Origin of the sequence: Paenibacillus arenilitoris, from assembly GCF_014705655.1 — a bacterium.
In the GTDB taxonomy this organism is placed as follows: Bacteria; Bacillota; Bacilli; order Paenibacillales; family Paenibacillaceae; genus Pristimantibacillus; species Pristimantibacillus arenilitoris.
The window spans coordinates 63530-81555 of the sequence record NZ_JACXIY010000030.1 but is presented as its reverse complement, the minus strand read 5'-3'; the positions used below and the strand labels follow the sequence as shown (position 1 = coordinate 81555).

General features: G+C 55.5%; 18 protein-coding genes. 11 read left to right on the top strand and 7 right to left on the bottom strand.

Annotated elements, in window-relative coordinates:
- Positions 1-5: 5 nt before the first annotated feature.
- Positions 6-122, top strand: coding sequence for a putative collagen-binding domain-containing protein (locus tag IDH41_RS32210; RefSeq protein ID WP_397328462.1), 117 nt, complete (start codon positions 6-8; stop codon positions 120-122).
- 101 nt (positions 123-223) lie between these two features.
- Here the strand turns inward: IDH41_RS32210 and IDH41_RS23135 are convergent, their stop codons facing one another.
- Together IDH41_RS23135 and IDH41_RS23130 are read right to left on the bottom strand one after the other, a co-directional pair.
- The gene (locus IDH41_RS23135; RefSeq protein ID WP_190865306.1) at positions 224-607 is read right to left on the bottom strand and encodes a VOC family protein; all 384 of its coding nucleotides are present in this window, start codon (positions 605-607) and stop codon (positions 224-226) included.
- A gap of 18 nt (positions 608-625) precedes the next feature.
- Positions 626-3673: a transglycosylase domain-containing protein gene (locus IDH41_RS23130; RefSeq protein ID WP_190865304.1), complete on the bottom strand. Its 3048-nt coding sequence runs from the start codon at positions 3671-3673 to the stop codon at positions 626-628.
- 266 nt (positions 3674-3939) lie between these two features.
- On the opposite strand from IDH41_RS23130, the gene IDH41_RS23125 reads away from it, so the two are divergent.
- Together IDH41_RS23125 and IDH41_RS23120 are read left to right on the top strand one after the other, a co-directional pair.
- A complete protein-coding gene (locus IDH41_RS23125; RefSeq protein WP_190865302.1) occupies positions 3940-4470 on the top strand; it encodes an NfeD family protein in 531 nt (176 codons plus the stop codon).
- A 26-nt stretch (positions 4471-4496) separates the two neighbouring features.
- Complete coding sequence (locus IDH41_RS23120) at positions 4497-5987, top strand: flotillin family protein (RefSeq protein WP_190865300.1); 1491 nt, start codon at positions 4497-4499, stop codon at positions 5985-5987.
- Between the two features lie 106 nt (positions 5988-6093).
- Here IDH41_RS23120 and rpsD read toward each other — a convergent pair whose 3' ends face one another.
- A complete protein-coding gene (gene rpsD / locus IDH41_RS23115; protein WP_190865354.1) occupies positions 6094-6693 on the bottom strand; it encodes a 30S ribosomal protein S4 in 600 nt (199 codons plus the stop codon).
- Between the two features lie 439 nt (positions 6694-7132).
- On the opposite strand from rpsD, the gene IDH41_RS23110 reads away from it, so the two are divergent.
- The 5 genes from IDH41_RS23110 to IDH41_RS23090 all read left to right on the top strand — a co-directional run bounded on the left by IDH41_RS23110 (position 7133) and on the right by IDH41_RS23090 (position 11830).
- Positions 7133-8992 carry a sensor domain-containing diguanylate cyclase gene (locus IDH41_RS23110; protein ID WP_223829981.1) on the top strand — a complete coding sequence of 620 codons (1860 nt, stop codon included), beginning with the start codon at positions 7133-7135 and terminating at the stop codon, positions 8990-8992.
- A gap of 135 nt (positions 8993-9127) precedes the next feature.
- A complete protein-coding gene (locus IDH41_RS23105) occupies positions 9128-9907 on the top strand; it encodes a hypothetical protein (protein ID WP_190865296.1) in 780 nt (259 codons plus the stop codon).
- 2 nt (positions 9908-9909) lie between these two features.
- Positions 9910-11025: an aminopeptidase gene (locus IDH41_RS23100; RefSeq protein ID WP_190865294.1), complete on the top strand. Its 1116-nt coding sequence runs from the start codon at positions 9910-9912 to the stop codon at positions 11023-11025.
- Between the two features lie 136 nt (positions 11026-11161).
- Entirely contained in the window at positions 11162-11404 is a 243-nt protein-coding gene (locus IDH41_RS23095) for an HPr family phosphocarrier protein (RefSeq protein WP_190865292.1), read from the top strand.
- 138 nt (positions 11405-11542) lie between these two features.
- Positions 11543-11830, top strand: coding sequence for a YlaN family protein (locus tag IDH41_RS23090; protein ID WP_190865291.1), 288 nt, complete (start codon positions 11543-11545; stop codon positions 11828-11830).
- Positions 11831-11901: 71 nt separating this feature from the next.
- On the opposite strand, the gene cax is transcribed toward IDH41_RS23090, so the two are convergent.
- A complete protein-coding gene (gene cax, locus IDH41_RS23085; RefSeq protein ID WP_190865289.1) occupies positions 11902-12960 on the bottom strand; it encodes a calcium/proton exchanger in 1059 nt (352 codons plus the stop codon).
- A gap of 183 nt (positions 12961-13143) precedes the next feature.
- On the opposite strand from cax, the gene IDH41_RS23080 reads away from it, so the two are divergent.
- On the top strand, positions 13144-13527 hold the full coding sequence (locus IDH41_RS23080; protein WP_190865287.1) for an Asp23/Gls24 family envelope stress response protein: 384 nt from the start codon (positions 13144-13146) through the stop codon (positions 13525-13527).
- Positions 13528-13599: 72 nt separating this feature from the next.
- Here IDH41_RS23080 and ftsW read toward each other — a convergent pair whose 3' ends face one another.
- Positions 13600-14760, bottom strand: a complete 1161-nt coding sequence (ftsW, locus tag IDH41_RS23075) for a putative lipid II flippase FtsW (protein ID WP_190865286.1) — start codon at positions 14758-14760, stop codon at positions 13600-13602.
- Between the two features lie 10 nt (positions 14761-14770).
- Positions 14771-15115 carry a YugN family protein gene (locus tag IDH41_RS23070; RefSeq protein WP_190865285.1) on the bottom strand — a complete coding sequence of 115 codons (345 nt, stop codon included), beginning with the start codon at positions 15113-15115 and terminating at the stop codon, positions 14771-14773.
- A 252-nt stretch (positions 15116-15367) separates the two neighbouring features.
- Here IDH41_RS23070 and IDH41_RS23065 point away from each other — a divergent pair, with 252 nt between their 5' ends.
- Entirely contained in the window at positions 15368-16546 is a 1179-nt protein-coding gene (locus tag IDH41_RS23065) for an amidohydrolase (RefSeq protein ID WP_190865284.1), read from the top strand.
- Positions 16547-16637: 91 nt separating this feature from the next.
- Positions 16638-17069 (top strand): CBS domain-containing protein, encoded by a 432-nt coding sequence (locus IDH41_RS23060; protein WP_190865283.1) that lies wholly within the window; start codon positions 16638-16640, stop codon positions 17067-17069.
- A 54-nt stretch (positions 17070-17123) separates the two neighbouring features.
- Here the strand turns inward: IDH41_RS23060 and IDH41_RS23055 are convergent, their stop codons facing one another.
- Positions 17124-17972 (bottom strand): thermonuclease family protein, encoded by an 849-nt coding sequence (locus IDH41_RS23055; protein ID WP_190865282.1) that lies wholly within the window; start codon positions 17970-17972, stop codon positions 17124-17126.
- Positions 17973-18026: the final 54 nt, after the last annotated feature.

Here is an 18026-nt window from a genome sequence, read left to right as displayed (position 1 = left end):
ATGGAATCGATACGGAATTAGCGGTCGAAATAATCGATAGCACCAAGAAGAGAAAAGAAAGCATGAAATTTGTTCCTCCTACATCCGGCCGCGGAGAAGACTGGGTGTTGGTACTGAATTGATTTTGACCAGCGGTTCGAATAAAAAAGTCACCTAACGCAAGAGAGGATGTCAGCCGGTTCGCGGCGACATCCTCTCTTGCTCTGTTTAAACCCGGTTACGTCTAACGTTGAAACAATTCTACGCGCTCTCCGTCCGGCCCTTGCACGAAGAAGTAGCGGTAGCCGTTCGGCAGCGTCGTAATGCCTTCATCGACGAAGGTGACGTCAAGCTGCTTCAGCCGCTCGAATTCCGCCTGCAAATCGGACACCAGGATGGCAAAGTGATGTACCTTGCCTTCGACCGGAAGGCTGTCGTTATAGCCTTGAATGAGTTCGAGCTCGGTCTCGTCGCCGGAGCTGAAGCCGAGGAAAGCCAGTTCGATCACGCCGTTCGTATGCGGTGTGCGCCCTTTGAGCTCGAAGCCGAGAATTTCGGTATAGAAGGCGATCGAAGCATCGATATTTTTTACCATTACGCCTACATGATCCAAACGTTTATTTGCCATCGTAACCGCTCCATTCGATTAGTTGATCGTTATTTTTTCGGATGGGGAAGATTCGCCGTGCTCGTTCACCGAAGTGATGAAGAAGGCTCCTTTGATGAGAGGAGCGACGTATTCGTAACTCGGCTGCGAGGTCGAATCGACCCGTTCGTACCTCCCGTCATCGTTCGCGCTGTAATAGATATGATACTGCGACACCTGTTCCGACTCGGCGTTCGGCGTCCAGCTCAGCCGGATGCTAAGTCCGGTGTTCTCCGCCTTCACGCCCGCCGGAGCCGATGGCGCCCCCTCTCCGTCCGAACCGCCGCCGTCAGGCAGCCCAGGAACGACCGGAACATTGCCGTACGCAACCGGCTGGCTTGGCGCGGATTCCTTGCCTGCGACGTCAACCGCCGTTACGTAATATGAATAAGATTGCGAGCTTGAGACATAGAATTTCGCTTTGTTGTCTTCGCCGGCAATAATGGATTCCCCGACTTTCTCGTAATTGCCTTGATTAACGGATCGGTAAACGCGGTAGCCGACGACATCCTTTGCGGAGCTGTCGCTGAACGTCAGAACGAGCACGCCTCCGTCGGCGGCTTGCAGCTTCACGCTGCCCGGGGCGGGCGGCGCCGCTCCGTCATCCTTGCGCGGATCCGGCTTGGACGGCGCGTCTTGATCCGCATCGGCCGGCAAATACACGGAGAGCGGTCTTCGGCTGCCAGCCGGCAATTTGGCCTGCGCCGCTTTGATTTCGTCCATAAGAGCGTCGAGCGGCTTCTTCCGTTTAATGACGGTCTGCTCCTTGATGAAGTCAAGCGGCGTTGCCGGATTCGGCACGTAGTTCACGCCTTGGTAGCTGATATAAGCCATCTTGACGAGCGCGTCGTCCGTCTTCTTCGGAATGTATTTCTGGTTGAACCAATCGGTGACGAGCATGCCGGCTTCCTTGGTCAATTGGCTCGGAAGAAGGCCGCTCGCGCTGGATACGGTCGCTTTCACGATGCCTTTCGGCCGCTCGAATTTGTCCGTTGCGAACAATTCAGGCTTGGCTTCGATGGCCTGGTCCATGATGAGCGCCCAGATTTTGCGGGCTCTTGTTCTTCCATCGGTCGTCAAGGAATTGACCTGCTCCTCGTAACCGGCCCATACGCCGAGGGTGACGTCGGGCGAGAAGCCCATGAACCACACGTCGCCATAGCTTTGCGTGGTGCCCGTTTTGCCGGCGATCGGAACTTCCCCGTAATGCTTGAACTCCGACGTCAGCCTGTGGCCCGAGCCTTTCCGGTCCGAAATAACGGTCGTAAGCATATCCGTCATAAGGAACGCGCTCTGCTCGGTGAATACGCGCTTCGGCTCGACCTTGTGCTCGTAGACGATTTTGCCGTTCGCGTCCGTGATCCTCTCAATCATGTAGGCGTCGCTCAGTACGCCTTTGTTCGGAATCGAGCCGTACGCGTTCGTAAACTCTTCGACGGATACGCCGATTCGAAGCCCGCCGATGACGCCGGTCTGCGCGTAGGAGTCCTCGGGCTGCAGCGTCGTAATGCCGAGCGATTTCACGAACTCCCAGGCGTTTTCGATTTTCACTTCGTCGTTGAAAATTTTAAGCGCCGGCAAGTTGAAGGACTGGTTGAGCGCATCCCGCGCGGTGACGAGACCGGCGAACTTGTTCGTGACGTTCATCGGAATGTGGAAGCCCTTTTGTCCGTCCTTCATGACGATAGGCGCATCGTCGACGATGCTAGCCGGTTGGATGATGCCTTTCTCGATCGCCGGCAAATAAGCGGCAAGCGTCTTCATGGTCGATCCCGGCTGCCTTGTCATTTGGGTCGCGTAATTCAGCTGCTCTTCGTAAAAGTCGCGGCCTTCCAGCATGCCGATGATTGCGCCGGTCTTATGGTCGAGCATGACCGCGGCGATCTGCTCGAGGCCCTTCTTCTCGCTGTACGGCGTGAAATTGTCTTCGTTGCTGCCGATTTCGCGCATCAACGAATAGATTTTTTTGTCTATCGTCGTATAGACATGGTAGCCGCCGCGGAGAAGGTGGTCGCGAGCCTCCTCGATCAACGGGGCGTTCTCCTTCTTGCGCAAATCCGCTTTCGTAATGGTCGGGTCCTGCTGCATGATCATGATTTCGGCGGCTTGGCGCTCCGCTTCCAGCATCAGGTACGGATAGGTCGTATACGCTTTCTCCGTCGGCGGAGCGAGCGTCTTTCGAATATCGAAGCTCATCGCTTCGTCGTATTCCTGTTGCGTAATGCGGCCGGTCTCCAGCATGCGCATCAGGACGGTGCGCTGGCGGCCCATCGCCAGATCGAACCCCTCTTGATCGAATTCGCCCTTGCCGGTAAACGCGGTGTAGGCCGAAGGGCGCTGAGGCAGGCCGGCCAAATAAGCGGACTGAGCGATGTTCAGCTGATTCAGGTCGGTAATGTTGAAGATGCCTTTGGCCGCCGCCTTGATGCCGAACAAGTTGTAGCCGCTCGAGCCGTTGCCGAACGGTACTTTATTCAGGTAAGCGGTCAAAATTTCTTCCTTCGTCAAATACCGTTCCATCCGCAGCGACAGGAAAATTTCCTTGAATTTCCGGCTGTCGGTTTTGTCCAAGCTCAGGAAAACGCGTCTGGCCACCTGCTGGGTCAGCGTGCTGCCTCCCGTCTGGATGTCCTCGTTCAGCAGCTTCTGCTTCACGGCGCGTCCGAGCCCGTAGATATCGACGCCCTTATGCTCGAAAAAGTTATTGTCCTCGATGCCGAGCACGGCGTTGATCACCTGAGGGGGCAGCTCCTCATATGTAACGATCGTCCGGTCTTCAGACGTTCTAAGCTGTCCTACCAAGGAATCGTCGTTGAAATAAACGTACCCGGTAATCGAGTTTTCGCCGACCTTCTCTTCGATTACGGTGCGCGGCCGCACTTCTTCGCCTTTCACGAGCGCCGCGACGTAGCCGGTAACCGCGCCTCCGGCAAGCAGCCCGATAAAGATTCCGAAGTAAACCATCCATTTGACGGTAATAAAAGTTACGAGTCCGAATGTGCGCCATTTGCTTCGTTTTATTGGCGTTGGTTGACGTTCTTCTTGCATAGTGCTGTCTCCTCCTCCAAATTGCAGACTTATTATAACATAAAACGGCAAAGTAAGCAGGTTTTCGCCCGTCGCGCTCAAAATAGATAGACGCTCGGAAGCGAAGAAAGGTTGTGGGAGCGGGGCTTGTCCTTATGATCTAATCAAGCCTGCTGAATCGATAAAATGCTGCAAGCTTTGTATATATGAGAAACAAAATGCCATTTTCGACGTAATAAATATAGGGATTGTTAGCAGGTTATGGATTTTATGAAAGGAGGAGGGAGTTGGAAACGTTATTTTTGGCTTGTCTGATCGGAGGAATCATCTATGCCGTCGTAAGCGTCGTATTCGGCGACTGGATCGGCCAGCTGCTCGATGGGGCGCTCGATTTTTTATCGTTCGAAGGCCATTCCTGGCTATCGCCGGTTTCGATCGTCGGCGGCATAACGGCGTTCGGCGGGGCGGGGCTCATGCTCGAGAAATATTCCGTTCTCGGATCCGGCGCGATCCTGTTTGTGTCGCTGCTGATCGCGGTGCTGGCCGGAGGAGGCGTGTTTTTTCTCTACGTCAGGCCGATGGAGAACAGCGAATCGTCGATCGCCTTCTCGGTCCATTCCTTATCCGGCAAGCTCGCGGAAGTGCTCGTGCCGATACCGGCCGCCGGGTACGGCGAGGTCATGGTGAAGGTGGGCGCCGGTTATACGAACCAGATCGCCGCCAGCTTCGACGGCGTCGACATCGCCGGCGGAAGCCGGGTCGTCGTCGTTGAAGTGAAAGACAGCACGCTCTACGTTTCCGAAGTGCATTTCGACTAATTCCTATACTGGGAGGAGATTCTGCTATGCCGGATTATTTGCTAATTCCAACGATTGTCGTAGCCGTCATCGTCGTATTGGGGCTTGCGTTCTGGGCCCGTTACCGTACGGTCAGTCCGGATGAAGCGATGCTCGTGACGGGCTCGTTCCTGGGGAGCCGCAACGCAAGCGTCGACGAATCGGGACGCAAGGTCAAAATCATACGGGGAGGAGGCGCGTTCATCCTGCCGATCTTCCAGAAAGCCGAGTTCCTCTCCTTGCTCTCGCATAAGCTTGACGTATCGACGCCCGAGGTCTACACGGAGCAGGGCGTTCCCGTTATGGCAGACGGCGTCGCCATCATCAAAATCGGCGGAGCCGTCGAGGACGTCGCGACGGCGGCCGAGCAATTTTTGGGCAAGCCGACGGAAGCGCTCAAGGGCGAGGCGCAGGAGGTGCTTGAAGGGCATCTGCGGGCGATTCTAGGCACGATGACCGTCGAGGAGGTATACCGCAACCGTGATAAGTTCGCGCAAGAGGTGCAGGGCGTGGCGGCGAAGGACCTGAAGAAAATGGGGCTCCAAATCGTTTCGTTCACGATTAAGGATTTGAGGGATAAGCACGGCTATCTGGACGCGCTCGGCAAGCCGAGAATCGCCGCCGTGAAGCGGGATGCCGAAATCGCCGAGGCGGAGGCGATCCGCGACGCCCGAATCCAGAAGGCGCACGCGGCCGAAGCGGGGCAAAAGGCGGAGCTGCTGCGCGATACGAATATTGCGGAAGCCGAGCGGGACAAGGAAATGAAGGTCGCCTCGTTCAAGAAGGATCAGGATACGGCGAAGGCGGAAGCCGATCAAGCTTACTCGATTCAGGAAGCCCGGGCGAAGCAAAGCGTCGTCGAGGAGCAGATGAAGGTCGAGCTCGTGAGGAAGGAAAGGGAAATCGATCTCGAGGGGAAGGAAATTTTGCGGCGCGAGAAGCAGTATGACGCGGAAGTGAAGAAGAAGGCCGATGCGGATCGTTACGCCGTCGAGCAGGCGGCCGAGGCGAACAAAGCGAAGCAGCTGCGCGAGGCGGACGCGCTGCAGTACCGGATCGAAGCGGAAGCGAAGGCGCATGCGGCGCAGAAGCGGCTCGACGGGCTCGCCGTCGCCGAGGCCGAACGGGCGAAAGGGACGGCCGAAGCGGAAGTCATCCGGCTGCGCGGCTTGGCCGAGGCGGAGGCGAAGGAGAAGCTGGCCGAAGCGTTCGAGAAGTTCGGCGAAGCGGCGATCCTCGACATTATCGTGAAGATGCTTCCGGAGCTGGCGGGCAAGGTGGCCGAGCCGATCGGCGGCATCGATAAGCTGACGGTCGTCGATACCGGCAACGGCGAAGGCGCCGCGCGCCTGAGCAACTACGTCACGTCGCTGATGGCGACGGCGCCGGAGATGCTGAAGAACGTATCGGGCATCGACGTGAACTCGCTCATCAAAGGGCTGACGGCAAGAGCAACAGCGCTCCCCGCATCGTTAAGCGAAGGCGACGGAGAACGCTGACGGCAAGTTACGGCGGCGTCTTTGCCACGAGAGCGAGATGCCCGGCTTCGGGCGATCGGGCGCAAAAAAAACCTCGAACCAATCGGTTCGAGGTTTTCTGCTGGCATTAACGGCTGTAGAACTCGACGATTTGTTTCTCGTCGATCTCTTGGGACAGCTCGCCGCGGTCCGGAAGGCGGACGTACTTGCCTTCGAGCGCCTGATCGTTGAATTCCAGGTAGTTCGGAAGGTGATGGCGGCCTTCCATCGCTTCTTTGATCGTTTTGAGGCTGCGGCTGCGCTCGCGCAGGCCGATTACGTCGCCTACGGCAACGCTGTAGGAAGCGATGTCGACTTTCTTGCCGTTAACCGTAACGTGGCCGTGGGACACCAATTGGCGCGCGCCTGCGCGGGAGTTGGAAAGACCAAGACGGAAAACAAGGTTGTCGAGACGGCTTTCAAGAAGGTTCATGAAGTTTTCGCCGGATTTACCTTTCATTTTTGCCGCTTTGTCGAACAAGTTGCGGAATTGCTTCTCGTTCAAGCCGTACATGTGGCGAAGCTTCTGCTTCTCTTGCAATTGAACGCCGTAACCGCTCAGCTTCTTGCGTTGGTTAGGGCCGTGTTGTCCCGGAGGGAATGCGCGTTTCAATTCTTTGCCGGTGCCGCTCAGGGAGATGCCGAGGCGACGGCTGAGTTTAAATTTAGGGCCAGTATAACGTGACATACGTAAAGTTAACTCCTTCATCAAATAAATTTGTGAATGGGGTTGTGTTTCGCCGAATACGCTCAATGTCCGAGCAAGCTCGTCCCTGTCAGGCAAGTCAGCCGCAGGCCTGCAGCGAACGTATTTCATGAGGGTGACACAAAACCGTACGCCCATCTATTCATCAATAAATAATATATGATGAACACCGCGGTTGTCAAGAATCGGGCATGAAAATAACAGCTCCGCATAACCGTCGAAAGTCCTATATATTATGGAAGCGGTAGTGCAAAATTCTCAAAAATGAAGTATGATGTTGTTATTATTATGCATTTTCGAACAAATGGGAAGCTCATCTCCTTGGTTGACGGATGGAAGGGTTGGGTGCTGCATGGTTGATCGAACGGAAAACAATATTGCGCATCGTGCGACGTCAATGCTGGCGGAGAGGTCGGCCGAATTGCAACCGATCTGGTTCCGCGGCGAAGATATAAGCGATGCCGACGAGCCATTGCTGCCGCCTCTGCTGGAAGAAAGCTTTCGTCAATGGGAGAGGGAAGCTGCAGGCCTCGCCTTGTTTCAAGCGGGCCGATTCGTATTGCTGGACAAGAACGCGGACAGGCTCGCCGCGACGGACAGGGCGCCCTCAGAAAGAGAAGGCGCCGCGCTTCGCGAAGCGTCCCTGAGCGCGGCGTCCGGCCGAGGGCCGAGCCTGTTTGAGGGGAACGACGAGGCGGCCGCGGCTGTGCCCGTGCATCGGCGGAAGGACGGTGCCGTATTCGCCGTGTTCGCGTACGAGTCGTCTGTCGCAGCGCCCTTGAGCTTATCCGAGATTCAAACGTGCGCGCTGCATTTCCGGAGCTGTTTCTACCTGCATTTCGAGCAGTTATTCGTGAAGGACATGCTTCTGCAGCAGAAGCGGGCCGAGAAGGAGGCGGGCAGACGGGAAGCTTTGTTCCATGCCGCCAAACGGCTCTACGATCAAATCGACGTCTCGTCCGTGCTGTCGGAATTGCTTCAAAGCTTGGAGCAGCTCTATCCGAGCTCCGAAGCGCACCTGTACTTGTCCCAGGATCATTTGAACGGCGATCCGAGGGTGAAGCCGCTCGTCTTCAAGAACGCCGAACGCGACATCGTGGCCAAAGCCTTCCTTAACGGAAAAGCCGTGACCGAGCGTGACCGAGACGGCACGGTACGGCTGGCGGCACCGATGACGGGCAAGCAGGCCGCTTACGGGGTGCTGTGCATGTCGACCGACAGGGAGCGCTGGGACGATTCGGAACTGCCGGCATTTCTGCTTCTGGCCGACACCTCGGGCTCGGCTTTCGAGAACGCCAAGCTGTACGAGCAGTCGAATCTGCTCATCAACGAGCTCAGACTGATCAACGAGCTGACGAAGCGTCTGAATCAATCGCTGCGGCTGAAGGAAATATTCCAGTTCGCCGCAAACGAGCTGCTTACCGTATTTGACGCCGATTACTGCTGCGTGCTTCAGCTTGACAAGGAGACGAAGCAATTCGTCGTCATGTCCTGCAATTTCCCGCCGCTGGCGAGCGAGCAGTTTTCGCCGGAGTACGGGTTTTGCGGTATCGTCTACCGGACGCGGGAGCCGATGATCATATCGGATTACTGGCATACGCGGGTCGTCACCTCCAAGCTTATGGACAATACGGGATCCCGGTCGCTTATCGCGGCCCCCATAATAGTCGACGGCGAGGTTGTCGGCATCATCCTCGTTACGAATAAACTACCGAACTTTTTCTCCTATGAGAATTATAAATTGCTTCAAGTAATGAGCACGCATATCGGGCTTGCCGTTACGAACGCTTCCTTGCACGCCGAAGTGCGGCGAATGGTTATTACGGACAATCTTACCGGTTTGCACGCCAGACATTATTTGAACGAACAGATCCAGAGAAGGCAGCGAAAGGACCATTTCGGCTCCTTGATTCTTGTCGACATCGATTATTTCAAACGGGTGAACGACTCGTTCGGCCATCAGGTCGGCGACCGGATCCTTATTCAAGTGAGCCATATTATTAGCGCTTCGATCCGGCAAGGCGACATCGCGGCAAGGTGGGGCGGAGAAGAGCTGGCCGTTTATTTGCCGGGAATCCGCGCGGAGCAAGCATCGCGTATCGCCGAACGAGTGCGGGCGCGGGTGCAGGAAGAGACCGATCCGGTCGTGACCGCTTCCTGCGGCGTGTCCGAGTGGACGTTCGAAGACGAGAAAATCAGCGTCGAATCGTTGTTTTACCGCGCGGATATGGCGCTCTACGAAGCGAAGAACAACGGAAGAAACTGCATAATCGTCGGCTGAAGCGGAGCGGAGCTTGCTTGCACAGCCACAGGATGCCGGAGACGGCATCCTATTTTTTTGGACCCGGACCGGAATAAGGTTGCAGCGGGATAGAGACCCTACAAGAGTAACAGGACGGACGGGAGGCTGGCGAAAATGAGAGGCATGACGGCAAGCAAAGCAAGTAAATTTTGCGTATGGATGATTGTACTGGCGGTCCCGCTGACCGCTTGCGGGGACGTCGCGGGCCGGCGTTCGCCGGAGGAGTGGCTGTCGCTCTCCTATTCTGGGCTCGCGGCTACCGACCAATACGCGTTCACCGGTTCGATGAGCATGCAGACGGCCGACGGGATGACGTTCAAACCGCAGCTGTTCGAGGGGAAAGTGGTCGACCATGAACAGCTCACGCTTCAAACGAGCAGCGAAGACCCGCTTCATTGGAATCCCGTGCAGGTGCTCGGGGCGTTAAAGGATGAGCACGAAGAGGTACGCGTCGTAGGCGGGTCGAGCGACGGCGAGACCGTCACGCTGCGCATAACGGAGGGCAAGAAGGCGTCGAAGGAGAAATGGGAGCAGCGGCTCCGGCAGCAGCTCGACCAACTGATGGCAGGCGCGCCATCGGAAGACAGTCCTTACAAGGATGAATGGAACGCGGAGCTTGCGCGATCGAAAAAAGAACTGGACGCGATGCTCTCGACTTTGGAAGCCGAGGCGGAATACGAGCTGGTTATCGACCGCGACCGGCTTTTGCCGCTTCGGATGGACGAGCATACGACGTTCCGCTTCGCCCATAAAGGCCGCGAGCTGTCGGAGGAAAGAAAGACAAGCGTGCGCTTTCAATCCTTCGACGGCTCGTCGACCGGCTCTGTTCAACAGACGCAAAGTCGTGATACCATGGATTCGGTACCCATCGAAAGGGAAAAGGAGAGGAATTGACCATGCGCGATCCGCGTTTGCAAAAATTAGCCCAAAATTTGGTCGGTTATTCGATCGACGTGCAGCCCGGCGAAAATATATTGATCGATATGATCGGCTCCGAGCGCGAGCTGGCAAAATGCCTCATCGAAGAAGTGGCGAAGCGTGGCGGCAGGCCGTTCGTCGAGACGAGCGACCGCTCCGTCCTGCGCACGCTGCTGCAGCATGCCACGAAGGAGCAGATGGAGCTCTGGTCGGCGCTTGATTTGGAAAGAATGAAAAACATGCAAGGCTACATCGGCGTTCGCTCCGGCGAGAACGTCAACGAGCTCGCGGGCATTCCCGACGAGAACATGCGCTTATACGAGCAGCTTTACCGCAATCCCGTACATATGGAGCAACGCGTCAAAAAGACGAAATGGGTCGTGCTCAGATACCCGAACGCGTCGATGGCGCAGCTTGCGAACATGAACACCGAGGCGTTCGAGGACTTCTATTTCGACGTCTGCAATCTCGATTACGCGAAGATGGAGAAGGCGATGGATCCTCTCCAGGCGCTAATGAACAGAACGGACCGGGTGAGAATCGTCTCGCCGGGAACGGATCTGACGTTCTCCATCAAAAATATCGGCTCCAAAAAATGCTCCGGACACCGCAACATTCCCGACGGCGAAGTGTTCTCGGCTCCCGTGCGCGATTCGGTGAACGGCACGATTACCTATAACGCTCCAAGCGTCTATTCGGGCGTCACGTTCCAGAACATTTCGTTCACCTTCGAGAACGGGAAGATCGTCAAGGCGGAGAGCAACGATACTGCCCGTTTGAACGAAATATTGGACATGGACGAAGGCGCGCGCTACATCGGCGAGTTCGCGATCGGCTTTAATCCGCATATTTTGCATCCGATGAACGATATTTTGTTCGACGAAAAAATCGCGGGCAGCCTCCATTTCACGCCTGGTCAGGCCTATGAGGACACGGACAACGGCAACCGCTCGTCCGTCCATTGGGATTTGGTGCTTATTCAGCGTCCGGAGTACGGCGGCGGCGAAATTTATTTCGACGACGCGCTGATCCGCAAGGATGGACGGTTCGTTCTTCCCGAGCTCGAAGGGTTAAATCCCGAAAACCTGAAATAATCGAAGCAATCGCCCGCTTTAATGCGTAAAAATTGGAAAATAAAGCGTTTTTCATTTTCCCTCTTGCTGGATGCTCCGTTTCGGGTTATCATGGTGACAAAGGTAAGCTTTACTAAAAAATTTGGAGGGATCTCCCATGTCCAACAATGCAGCTATTGTAGAAATTTCCCAAACGGCTAGCCAATTCACCTCTTCGATCGTACTGCAAGCCGAGAGCAAATATATCGACGTAAAAAGCATCCTCGGACTATTCACGACGCTCGTTGGCGGACATGCATATGAATTGCATGTGCACGGCCCCGACGCCGATGAAGCCAAGCAGGCGATGGCTGACGTTTTCGCCAAGCATAACCTGAACGTAACGGTCATTTCGGATTAACAAGCTCTTCGCGCGATGGAACAAGCGCTTCTTCCTATCGGAAGGAGCGCTTTTCTGTTTTGTCCTTGTGCTATCGCTCTTTTTCGTCTAATATAAAGGGTATAGAAGACGGCGGATACGCGCACAGGGGGGAAAACGATGTCTTCACCGGAAATTACGGTACAATTGCATGAGAAAGCGCTTCGTCTCCTTCAGGATGATGCGGGTAAAATAGAAAAGCTAATTGAAGTTCAGATGGAAAACTTGACCACGCGTCAATGTCCGCTGTACGAAGAGGTGTTGGATACGCAAATGTACGGTTTCTCTCGGGAAGTCGATTTTGCGGTTCGCGCGGGGCTGATCGCCGAGAAGGCGGGCAAAGAAATCGTGAGCAGGTTGGAGCGCAATTTAGCTCTTTTATACGAAGCACTGGACAAAAAAGAGTAGCCTCCCATGGAGACTACTCTTTTTTTTTGGAGGGGGGAACTGCCACACTTAGCGGAGATCGGATCGGCAGGCTATACGAGGTAGAAGGCGATGCCGAGAATGACGTACACCATAAGAAGGAGCACGCCCTCATACCAGTTCGTCTGCCCGTCGCGGGAGACCGACTTGGCGATAAAGACGGAGACGCCGATCGCCGTCAATTCGATCGGCGTAAACACGATATCCATCGTGTTGCCGAACATGGCGCTGACGAGAATTAGAACCGGGGCGACGAACAACGCGATCTGCAGGCTGCTGCCGATCGCGATCTCGACCGCGGCTCCGATCTTGTTCTTCATGGCGAGCAGCACCGCTGCGCTGTGCTCGGCCGCGTTGCCGACGATCGCGATGACAAACGCGCCGATAAACAGCTCCGAAAGGCCGAACTGCTCGCTGAAGGCGTCGAGCGTATGCACGAGCCATTCGCTGACGAAGGCGACCATGACCGTCGCGACGACCAGGTATATGATTGATTTGCCCTTGGACCAGGCGGGGGCTTCGCCGTGATCGGCGGTCATGACTTCGTCCGCCAGCATATCCTTGTGGGTGATCATGGAGAAGACGAGCCACAGTATATAGGAGACGATCAGGATGCCGGCAACCGCCAGACTTAAAAATTGATCCTGATCGAACGTGAACCTCTCCGACACGACGAAGACGGCCGGAACGAAAAGTCCGATTACCGCCATGATCATAAGCGTCGCATTATGTTCGGCCAACCGGTTGTTAAAGCGCTGCTCCTTATACTTAAGACCGCCAAGCAGGACGCTGAGGCCGAGTACGAGGAGCAGGTTGCCGATAATAGCGCCCGTCAGGCTCGCTTTCACCATTTCGAACTGCCGGGCTCTGATGAGGAAGATCGCAATGATCAGCTCCGCCGCATTGCCGAAGGTGGCATTCAGAAATCCGCCAAGACGCTGGCCGGCGTAATGGGCCACGCTTTCCGTCGCTTTGCCGAGGAACCCGGCGACGAAGATGATGGCAATCGCCGAAATAATAAACTGCAGCGTATTGCCAAAGTGGAAGTAATGTCCGGCCGCGCTTAACGCGAACATGACGATCAACCCGGAGAAAAACAGCTTCTGGTTCAAATGCTCACCTCATTGTGATGTGCTGTCATTCGGAAAACCTGATAATAATATAGCGGAAATGTTCCTTCATGTAAACTTTACCAATAAAAAACAAATGAAGCCCGCCTTTCCATGCGCCGTCCTTGCTTCGCGACTTGCCATCCATTACAATAAACGTATATGGCAAAATGAGGAGTGAGTCGCATGAACGAAGAGCTTCAAACAGGCATAATCCGAATTTCTGATGACGTAGTGGCTACGATAGCCGGTCTCGCGGCGCTTGAAACGCCCGGCATAGCGGCGATGTCGGGTGGCATATCCGAAGGGCTCGCCAAACGGCTTAGCGGCAAAAATGTGCAGAAGGGCGTATCCGTCGAAGTAGGTTCGCTTGAAGCGGCGATCGATCTTCGCATCATCGTTCATTACGGCATCCCGATCCAGGAAGTATGCAGGCAGCTGCAGCTTAACGTGAGAGAGTCGGTCGAGAACATGACAGGCCTGCAGGTCGTTGAAGTGAACGTGAAGGTCGAGGGCGTCGCGTTCAAGGAAGAGGAAGCGGAAGAGCAGCAGCTGCAAAGGCTGAAATGACTTTTAATAGATGGGATCGAAAAAAAACGGTATCTCTCCGCGTAAGAGATACCGTTTTTTTGCATTCGCCCGTTATTTTCTGGCGGCGTTCTCGGTCCGGTTGGATTCCCTCGAGATGCTTAGCAGCACGCCGACGGACATGAGACAGAATAGGAGGGACGAGCCCCCGTAACTGATAAAGGGCAACGTAACCCCGGTAAGCGGAATGGTGGACGTGACGCCGCCGATGTTGACGAAAGCTTGAATGGCGATCAGACCGACGATACCGACGCCGACGACCGTGCCGTATTGATCCGGGCAGCGCAAGGCGACGATAAGTCCGCGCCATAAGAAAAACAAATAGAACAGGAGGAAGATGGCGCTTCCAATAAAGCCGAATTCTTCCGCGATGATCGCAAATATGAAGTCATTGTACGGATATTTCAAGTAATGCAGCTTCTGCACGCTCTCGCCGAAGCCCGCGCCCGTCAATCCGCCATGACCAAGCGCCTGCAAGGACGATACGAGATGCCATCCGGCGTCCTGCGAGTCGCTGAGCGGGTCTCTGAATATCGTTAGCCGATCTACACGATACGCCCATGCATCCCTCACATCGGCCGATAAAGCCATAGCTAAACTTAGTATGACGGTGAGAAGAATGGATATAAGTGAGCCTACTACGAATACTTGCTTTAAGTTGGCGCCGCCAGCCAAAATCATGACAGTTGCAGCAGAAGCAAGCACGAGACAGGAGCCCAAATCAGGCTGCAGCATGATCAATCCGCATATGAAGCCTACGATGACGATAACCGGCAACAGGCCTTTCTTGAAGCTGCGGAATTTATCGCCCTTCTTCGTAATTAGCGCTCCAAGGTACAAAATAATGGCAAGCTTGGCGGGCTCCGTCGGTTGGATGCCGAGCGAGCCGACGCCGAACCAACTCTTCGCGCCGTTGAATTCTTTCCCGATGAACGGGACAAGAAGAAGCATAATTACGACAGGAACAAAGAAGACCATGAAGAATCGTTTAAATGCTTCGTAACGGAGATTCATCATAACCAGCATGACGAAAATTCCAAGGCCAGCCCACATGAACTGGCGCTTCGTGAAATACAGTGAATCGTTATAGGTGACGACGGCAACGCTCGAGCTTGCGCTGAATACCATGACAAGCCCGAAGCCTACAAGCAATAGCGTCAAGATGAGAAGCAGAAAGTCCGGTCTACCTCGGCTACTATTCTGCGCGGGCTTCATGACGGCACCGTTACGCCAGCAATTGCTTCAGCTGCTGCAGTCTTTGCGTAGCCGTGTTCAAAATCTGCTGCGGCACCGGCGATTCGTACTCAAGTCCGTGCGGGAACGTGGCGCGGCCGATGTAGACGGATTCGATTACCAGCACGGCATGCGGCGATTCCAGCTTGCCTTCCACGGCGCGGGTGGCGATCCTTAGGAAATATTCGGAGCCGCTCGCGCGGTCCTCAAGTTTCAAATCGTATGTAGCGCGATAATATTCCCATTGCCAGCGAACAAAACCGACTTTCTCCGCGGAATCGTCCAAATGGTCAAGTTCGCTTTTAACACCGTTAAGACCGGTATTTTCAATAATCATGGTAGTTCCTCCCAAACAGGCATAGTTGTACATTCTTTACTCATGATAGTATGTTTCCCCTGCTTGCGCAAGCCTTACTCGGGCTGTATGCGGCAAGGAAAAGTGACAGTTTGAAGAAAAATGGCTCCGCCCGTCGGGCCGATGTTCCTATCCTGTCCGATAAGCTTCCTTATTCCGGCGGTTATCTGTTAAACTAGATAAAATTGTTGAAATCGTTGCGAGCAACGATTGCGGATAGGAGGCCTTCCGGACATGCAGAAAGAGGATATCGTAGATCGAGCGCTGCAGCAGCTATACCCGAACATGATTCGTTGGCGCAGGCATCTTCATCAGTATCCGGAGCTGTCGTTCCACGAGCGGGTAACGGCAAGCTGGATCGCCGCCCAATTGACGGAGATGGGCTGCGCCGTCCGAACCGGCGTCGGCGGGCACGGCCTGATGGCCGTTATCCAAGGAGACCTCCCGGGACCTGCCGTCGCGTTGCGGGCGGATATTGACGCATTGCCAATCCAGGACGAGAAAACTTGCGAATACGCTTCGAAGGTGCCGAACGTGATGCATGCGTGCGGGCACGATGCGCATACCGCGGCGCTGCTGGCGGTCGCGTCCTACTATTCGGCTAACCGATCCGGGCTTCGCGGCGAACGCCGGCTGCTGTTTCAAGCGGCGGAAGAAGTGACGCCCGGCGGCGCGCTGCCGATGATCAAGGACGGGGCGCTGGACGGCGCGGATGCCGTGTACGGCGTCCATCTATGGACGCCGCTCGCGTATGGGCTCGTCTCCTCGAAGCCGGGACCGTTCATGGCCGCCGCGGATGAATTCGTCATCGATATAACCGGTAGGGGCGGACATGGCGGATTGCCGCATCAAGCGGTCGATGCGATCCTGGTCGGATCGTCGCTCGTGCAGGCGGCGCAGTCGATCGTAAGCCGGAGCGTCAATCCGCTGCATCCGGCCGTCGTCACGATCGGTGCGTTCCAGGCCGGATCGACGAACAATATTATCGCCGAGCGCTGCAGGATGAAGGGGACCGTTCGCTCGTTCGACGAGAAGACGAGAAAGCTTATCCACGAACGTCTGGACGCGGTCGTTAAGCATACAGGCGCCATGCACGGAGCGGAGGTTCGGTGCGACTTGCGGATCGGTTACCCCCCCGTCGTGAACGATGACCGGGAAGCAGATCGCTTCTTTAAGGTCGGCAAAGCATTATTCGGGGAGCAATCGGTCATTCTCTCCGAAGCGATCACGGTCGCCGAAGATTTCTCCTATTATTTGCAGCGGGTTCCCGGCTGCTTCATGTTCGTCGGAGCGGGCAACGAGGCGTGCGGCGCCGTCTATTCGCACCACCATCCGAAGTTCGATATCGACGAGCGGGCCATGTTGAAAGCGGCGCGGCTCCTCATCGGCATGGCGGAGGATTATTCGGCATAATTTGCCAATGTCCGAACCTGCCCGGACCGGAATGAGCACCGCCGCATTCGGAGAAGCTATCCTCGAATTCATAATCGAGGAGGAAGCCCAAGTGAAAACGGTGAAGGAAATTATGTCGACGGATTGCGTGACGGCTGCGTTGCAGGATAACATTTACGAGCTTGCGGTTAAGATGAAGCAGCACGATATCGGATTTATTCCGATCGTCGAAGGCAAGAAGCTGATCGGCGTCGTGACGGACCGAGACCTCGTCATCCGCGGCTATGCCGCCAAGCATTCGGGCTCTACGAGCGTGGAAGAAGTCATTACGCGCGATGTGGAGTCGATCACGTCGGATACGACGACCGACGAAGCTGCGGGCATTATGGCCGCGAAGCAGATCAGAAGGCTGCCCGTCGTCGACAATGGCGAGCTGATCGGCGTGCTGGCCATCGGCGACCTGGCCGTTCGCGAAATTTTCGTCAACGAAGCCGGAGAGGCGCTGAGCGCGATTTCCGAGCACGAGCACGCGGCCGTTCACTAACGCGCAAAAAAAGGGGGATGTATCTAAGGCCGCCCGGCCCTAGGAACATCCCCTTTATTCATCCTCCCATACCGCGACGAGCTCGTTGTACGCATTGTACAGCTCCGCGGGATCGGATTCCGCATTGTTCCATATGTCGGAAGCCCCCCATGCCAATACGTCGTACCCGTGCGCATCCGGTTCATCCGCCGAGGAAACGATCACTTTATGCTGAGCCTTCAGTTCGAACTCGGCAAACGGATAAGTCTGATTGCCACGGACGCTTACGAGCTTCCAGCCGTTCAGCGAGACGGGCTCCTGCGATGTGTTCGTAATCGTTACCAGCTCGGCGCGCTTGTCGACTTCGATTAGAATGCCGCTTCGCGCCGCCTTTTTGACGGGAAAATCCGAGCTGAAGCCGTTCTCGGCCTTGCTCCAGATCCCGTTTTTGGCTTGTCTGGCCTGCTGCTCGAGCTGCTTGTATACGTTTTCCATCTTGACGTTCGGTTCGACGATCAGCACCTCGGCCAAGCCTTGCTCGAGCAGAAGCTCGTTTAGAATCTTTCCGTCCTTCAGCTCCACGACCGCGAGGGTACGGTCATAGTGGTCCTTCTGCTCCTTGTCGAAGGTCAGGCGGACTTCGCCCGATTCGGCGAGCAGCTTCTCGGTGAACGCGGCGGCTTCCGGTCCGTAAGATTCCGCCGGCTCGTTCGGCTTTTTCGTCTCCGGCGTGTCGACGTACAACAGACGGATCGTCGTGTCGTCGGAGCCGGTCCGTATTTTGAAAGTATCGCCGTCCACATAGCCGGAAACCGAATACCACTGATTCGTGTGTACGGCGCCCGAGGACAGTTCGGATATCGCGGAACAGCCGGTAAGCGGCATGGAAATGAGCGTTAAGAGCAGGAATAATTTTTTTCTCATCGGTTGAATGGCCTCCAGCTCATAGTAGCTTCGAAATAATTGACCCTTCTTACT